General features: G+C 68.8%; 5 protein-coding genes. 2 read left to right on the top strand and 3 right to left on the bottom strand.

What is annotated here, in order from left to right; translation table 11 throughout:
- Positions 1 to 146 precede the first annotated feature (146 nt).
- Positions 147 to 1,394 (bottom strand): transporter substrate-binding protein, encoded by a 1,248-nt coding sequence (locus ACFQ4O_RS14780; RefSeq protein ID WP_378776658.1) that lies wholly within the window; start codon positions 1,392 to 1,394, stop codon positions 147 to 149.
- Positions 1,395 to 1,730: 336 nt separating this feature from the next.
- Between ACFQ4O_RS14780 and ACFQ4O_RS14775 the strand changes: the two genes are divergently transcribed.
- Positions 1,731 to 2,078 (top strand): transposase, encoded by a 348-nt coding sequence (locus ACFQ4O_RS14775; protein ID WP_378776656.1) that lies wholly within the window; start codon positions 1,731 to 1,733, stop codon positions 2,076 to 2,078.
- Between the two features lie 291 nt (positions 2,079 to 2,369).
- Here ACFQ4O_RS14775 and ACFQ4O_RS14770 read toward each other — a convergent pair whose 3' ends face one another.
- Positions 2,370 to 3,392, bottom strand: a complete 1,023-nt coding sequence (locus ACFQ4O_RS14770) for a PAS domain-containing protein (protein ID WP_378776654.1) — start codon at positions 3,390 to 3,392, stop codon at positions 2,370 to 2,372.
- A gap of 100 nt (positions 3,393 to 3,492) precedes the next feature.
- Positions 3,493 to 4,260 (bottom strand): sulfotransferase family 2 domain-containing protein, encoded by a 768-nt coding sequence (locus ACFQ4O_RS14765; RefSeq protein WP_378776652.1) that lies wholly within the window; start codon positions 4,258 to 4,260, stop codon positions 3,493 to 3,495.
- A gap of 124 nt (positions 4,261 to 4,384) precedes the next feature.
- Between ACFQ4O_RS14765 and map the strand changes: the two genes are divergently transcribed.
- Positions 4,385 to 5,212 carry a type I methionyl aminopeptidase gene (gene map, locus ACFQ4O_RS14760; protein WP_378776650.1) on the top strand — a complete coding sequence of 276 codons (828 nt, stop codon included), beginning with the start codon at positions 4,385 to 4,387 and terminating at the stop codon, positions 5,210 to 5,212.
- Positions 5,213 to 5,345 lie beyond the last annotated feature (133 nt).

Here is a 5,345-nt window from a genome sequence, read left to right as displayed (position 1 = left end):
GCGGCGGCGGCCTCCGTCATGGCCGCCGCGCCGCCGCAGGCCTGCGCCGCGATCGCGGCGCGGTCGAAGGCCGCGGCGCTTCCGCAGCTGAGCGTCGCCATCACCAGGCCGAGAACGGCCTCACGCCACCGCACGCGCCGACCCGCTCAGTACTGGCTCATCGGCACAGGCTTCGGCGTGCCCTCGGACTGCCAGAGCACGTCGAAGCCCTGGGCGTCGTTGACCGACCCGATGAACACGCCGCGCGAGACGTAGTTGTTCTCGCCCGTCATGCCGATCGTGTAGCCCGAGGGGCAGTCGAAGCTTAGCCCGTCGAACGCCTTGCGGACCTCGGGCACGTCGAAGGAGCCCGCCTTCTTGGCCGCCATCGCCCAGAGATGCACGGCGTCGTAGGTGGAGACCATCGGGTCGATCGCGACGTCCGGCTTGAACGGCGCCTTGGTCTTGGCCACGTAGTCCGCCCACGCCTTGAGGAAGCGGACGTTGGCCTCGCCCTTGGCCTGCTGGAGATAGGCCCAGCAGTTGAGGTGGCCGACCATCTTCGCCGTGTCGAGGCCCTCAAGGTCCGCCTCCACCATGTCGAGGCCGAGCACCGGCACGTCGGAGGACGAGATGCCCTGGTTGGCGAACTCGCGCATGAAGTCCGGGATCGAGGAGCCGACCACCGTCAGCACCACCACGCATTTGCCGCCGGGCGCGTCCGCGAAGGCGCGGATCTGGTTTACGAGCGTCTGGAAGTTCGAGAAGCCGAAGGGGACGTACTCCTCCTTCCAGGCGCTCTCCTCGATGCCCTTGGATTTCCAGTAGCCCTTGAGCTGCTTGTTGATGGTGCGCGGCCAGACGTAGTCCGAGCCGATCATGAAGAAGCGCTTGGCCTCCACCCCGTCCGGGCTCATCAGGTAGTCGACCGCCGGCAGCACCGAGCTCGCGGGCGGCGAGTTCACGTAGACGACGTTCTTCGAGTTCTCGTCGCCCTCGAAGTGGAGCGGATAGAACAGCAGCCCGTCGGCCTGCTCCACCACCGGCAGCACCGACTTGCGCGACACCGACGTCCAGCAGCCGAACAGCGCCGCGACCTTGGTCTCGGACAGCATCTGCCGGCCGACCTGCGCATAGAGCGGCCAGTCGGAGGCGGGGTCGGACGTGACCACCTCGATGGTCGAGCCGTTGACGCCGCCGGCGGCGTTGATCTCGTCCGCGGCCATCTTGGCCACGAAATTCAGGCGCCCCTCGAGGTTCGCCATGGTGCCGGACGAGGAGAACAGGCAGCCGAGCTTCACCGGCCCCGCCGCGCGGGCGGAGCGGAGGAACGGGGGCGCTGCGAGCGGCAGGGCCGCGCCGGCCGCGACGCCGGCCGTCGTCATGAGAAAGCGTCTGCGGTCGAATGTGGTCATCGCCATGTGCCCTCGAAAGAACTGCGCGCTGGGGCCAAGCTGAGGCGCGCCCGCCCGGAGCGGCAAGGCCAAATAAGCGCGCCTCCCGCAGCCGAATTGGGCGCCGGAGCAGCATCGGGGCCGCGATGTCAAAATTGACAGACGGGATCGGTCCGCGGCTTGGAATCGCCCGCCCGCCGCTTGGTCCCGACGCCCTGAGATCGCGCCGATCCGCGGCGGTTTCGGCATGGCGGACATTCCGCGCCGGGCGCTTGCCTGCGCGCCCATGAGACGGCATGCTGCCCTGAGATTGTGCACGCCTTATCGCACAGCATGGAACGCCGCGAGGTACGCGCCATGTCCGCGTCGCGCCTGACCGACGAGGAAATCTCGGTCCTCCTGAGCGAGGTCTCGAGCGGCGCCTCGATGGAGGCGGTCTGCGCCGCCGCCCATGTCTCGGTGCGCACCTTCTACCGCTGGAAGCGCAAGTTCGACGGGCTGACGCCCTCGGGCGTGCGCCAGCTGAAGGCCCTGCGCCGGGAGAACCTCGAACTGCGCCGGCTGCTGGCGGAGCGGCGCGCCCACCCGCTCCATGCGACGTCCGCCGACACAAGCTCCGAGCGCGCCGATCGGGACGCGCACATGCGCGAGATGCACGGCGTGAACCTCGGCCGCTTCGCGACCGTGCGGGTCACGGGCGGATAGACGGCGAAACCGGCGCCGGCGCTGAAGCCGACGTCATCGCCCTCTCCTTCCGAAAGATACGGAACTGCGCCGCCTCAATCGTGCCTGCACGTCCCTGAGTTCAGGCGCGAAAGCGGGCGGTGATATATTTTTCCGACCCACAAAAACGAGTAGAACGAGACAAAATACACGCAGAGAAAATATACGATTAAATAGTATTTCGATTTATTGACATTTTACATGGAAAACAACGCATCCGGTGCTTGGCTGCGTGTTCCCTCCTGCGCCTGAAGAGGTCTCTCCTACTCTCCCTCACGCGGGCGTCGGCAGTCTCAGGTCGATGAGAAGGCCTTCCGGGAGCCAGGAGCGGGCGATGGCGCCGCCGGCGGCGCGGACGAGGCGGTCGACCATGGCGCCGCCGAAGCCGTTGCGCTCCGTGGGCGCGGCGATCTCGGGGCCGCCGGTCTCGATCCAGCGCAGCTCCAGCACGGCGTCGCTCGTGCTCCAGACCACCGTGACCGCGCCGCCGCTCGCGCTGAGGGCGCCGTATTTCACGGAGTTGGTGGCGAGCTCGTGCAGGAACAGCGCCAGCGTCGTCAGGCTGTCGCCGCGCACGGAGACCGTCCCGCCCACGAGGCGGCAGCTGTCGCCGTAGGGCACCAGCACGGAGCGGATGAGGATCTCGAGATCGGTCGCGTCCACGCCCGAGGCGCCCCGCTGGGCGAACACCGCGTCGGAGGCGCGGGACAGCGCCTTCAGCTTGTCCTGAAGCACGGCGGTCGCGGTTCCGGGCGCGTCGGCGGCGCGGGCCTCCTTCTCGGACAGGGCGATCAGGCCGGAGACCACCGCGAACAGGTTCTTGATGCGGTGCCGCATCTCCTCGGCGATCAGCGTCTCCCGGCGGATCGCGGCCTCGAGCGCCTGTTCGAGCAGCACCTTCTCCGTGATGTCGCGCGACACGCACATGATCGAGAGCACGGCTCCGCTTGCGTCCACGATCGGGAGCAGCAGGTTGTCCCAGTGCCTCACGACGCCTGTGGCGCTGCTCTTGCCCGGAAAGCGCGCGGTTTCGCCCGCGGCCGCCAAGCGCAGCGCGGCCTCGCCGGCGGCGCGCAAGTCCTCCGCCACCAGCGGAAGAAACGGCATGCCGAGCTCAGCGTCCATCGGGATGTCGAGCGCGATGCGCCCCGCCCGGTTGATGGTCAGCAGGTCGCCGTCCACCGACAGCGTCTTGACGCAGTCCGGCGTCGCGTCGAGCATCGCCCGGTGCGGATCGGGAAGCGTCGGGTCGTCCGGCGGGAGCAGCCCCGTATAACCCCGCGCGCTGGGTTGCATTCTCAACTCCTGACGGCGAGTGGCCACCCGTGTGAGTAGCATGGTCTCCCATCGGTCCGATAGCGCGCGCTCACCTTTAAGGTGACAGGCGCTCGCGGCCTCACGCCGCGTCGTCGCAAGGCCTTCGGGGCCGCAGCGGATCGGCGTCCGGGTAGAACAGCGCGAAGTCGTCGGCGTAGCGCTCCCGCATCAGGCGGATGAGAGCGGGATCGGCGAAGTAGGCGGCGAGGTCATGGCCCTCGTCCGGCGCGCGGCGGTTGCGGTGGGGCAGCGGGCCGAGATCGGGCGCGCCGAACGCGACGAGCCTGCGGCGCAGCTCCTCCCAATGCTCGGCCATGGCCTCCTGCCGCCCGATGAAGCGCGGCGCCAGCCGCTCGCCGTGGCGCAGGATGACGGACTGGGGCGTCAGGTGGTCGTCCATGTCCCGGTCGTCCATCTCGCCCAAACGCTCCAGGAAGGCCGCGAAGGGCATGCCCTTGCGCAGCCCGTCCCGTGCGGCGAGGCGCGGCAGGTCGCCCGCGCCGGCGACCTTGGTGGCGTAGTAGGACGCCGCGCGCTCGAACGGATCGCGCACGAAGGAGAACACGAACACGTCCGTCAGCTTCACCGCGTCGCGGGCGCGGATCATGCGCGTGCGCCCGCCGGTGCCCACATCCCACAGCCTGTCGGGGGAGGCGCCCTTGCGCAGGTCGTCGCCGTTGGGCAGCAGCCGGGTCAGCGCGGTCTTGACGGAGGTGTTCGCCACCTTCGGGATGCGGCCATAGGCGATCGGGTGGTCGCGGAACAGGATGAAGTGCCGACGCCCCAGCCGTTTCGACAGCAGCGCGTCGGACAGGAAGGACATGGCGGCGCGCAGGGGCTGTGTCATGGCTCTCCGGTCGCTTGGGCGAAGCGTATCCCGCGCGGGCGCCCGGTTGAGGGTCGCGCCGCGCCTCTTGGCGCACGACGGGCGGATCGCTATCTTGCGCGCTCCATCGCTGATCGAGACGTAAATGACATTCGTCGAAGCTGCTACGGCCCCGCTGCGGAAAAACGGCGCCATCAAGATCCACGGGCTCGAGGCCTTCGAGGGCATGCGCCGGGCCGGCCGGCTGGCGGCGGAAGCGCTCGACCTGATGAACGACCACGTGGCGCCGGGCGTGACCACCGAGGCGCTCGACCGTCTGGCGCTGGAATTCGCCATGGACCACGGCGCCCTGCCCGCCTGCCTGAACTACCGCGGCTATCCGAAGACGATCTGCACCTCGCTGAACCACGTGGTCTGCCACGGCATCCCGAACGACAAGCCGCTTCGGGAGGGCGACATCCTCAACATCGACGTCACCTTCGTGCTGGACGGCTGGCACGGGGATTCCAGCCGCATGTACGCGGTCGGGCCGATCCCGCGCCGCGCCGAGCGGCTGATCGAGGTGACGTACGAGTCGATGATGCGCGGCCTCGCGGTGATCCGCCCCGGCGCGACCACGGGCGACATCGGCCAAGCGATCCAGAGCTTCGCCGAGGGCGAGCGCATGTCGGTGGTGCGGGACTTCTGCGGCCACGGCATCGGGCGGCTGTTCCACGACGAGCCGAACATCCTGCATTACGGCGAGCCCGGCAAAGGCGCGCCGCTGAAGGCCGGCATGCTGTTCACCGTGGAGCCGATGATCAATCTCGGCCGCCCGCCCGTGAAGGTGCTGTCCGACGGCTGGACGGCCGTGACGCGCGACCGCTCGCTCTCCGCCCAGTTCGAGCACATGGTGGGCGTGACGGAGGACGGCTGCGAGATCTTCACCGTCTCGCCCAAGGGCCTGCACGCCCCGGTGTTCGCGCCGGCGTGACGCTTTGAACGCACGTCATGCCCGGCGAAGGCCGGGCATCCATGAATTGGGACACGCCGAGCGTTCGGCCCGTTGAGAAAAGTCGTGGATTGCATGTTGTCGTTGTCCCGTCTCGGTCGTGAGATGGGGGGAC

Origin of the sequence: Methylopila musalis (genome assembly GCF_042679725.1) — a bacterium.
Classification (GTDB): domain Bacteria; phylum Pseudomonadota; class Alphaproteobacteria; order Rhizobiales; family Methylopilaceae; genus Methylopila; species Methylopila musalis.
This window is presented reverse-complemented; position numbering and strand designations above follow the sequence as displayed.

Excerpts from the sequence above, each read along its gene's own strand:
- ACFQ4O_RS14780 (WP_378776658.1), bottom strand. The coding sequence starts at position 1,394 with ATGACCACATTCGACCGCAGACGCTTTCTCATGACGACGGCCGGCGTC.
- ACFQ4O_RS14775 (WP_378776656.1), top strand. The coding sequence starts at position 1,731 with ATGTCCGCGTCGCGCCTGACCGACGAGGAAATCTCGGTCCTCCTGAGC.
- ACFQ4O_RS14770 (WP_378776654.1), bottom strand. The coding sequence starts at position 3,392 with ATGCAACCCAGCGCGCGGGGTTATACGGGGCTGCTCCCGCCGGACGAC.
- ACFQ4O_RS14765 (WP_378776652.1), bottom strand. The coding sequence starts at position 4,260 with ATGACACAGCCCCTGCGCGCCGCCATGTCCTTCCTGTCCGACGCGCTG.
- map (WP_378776650.1), top strand. The coding sequence starts at position 4,385 with ATGACATTCGTCGAAGCTGCTACGGCCCCGCTGCGGAAAAACGGCGCC.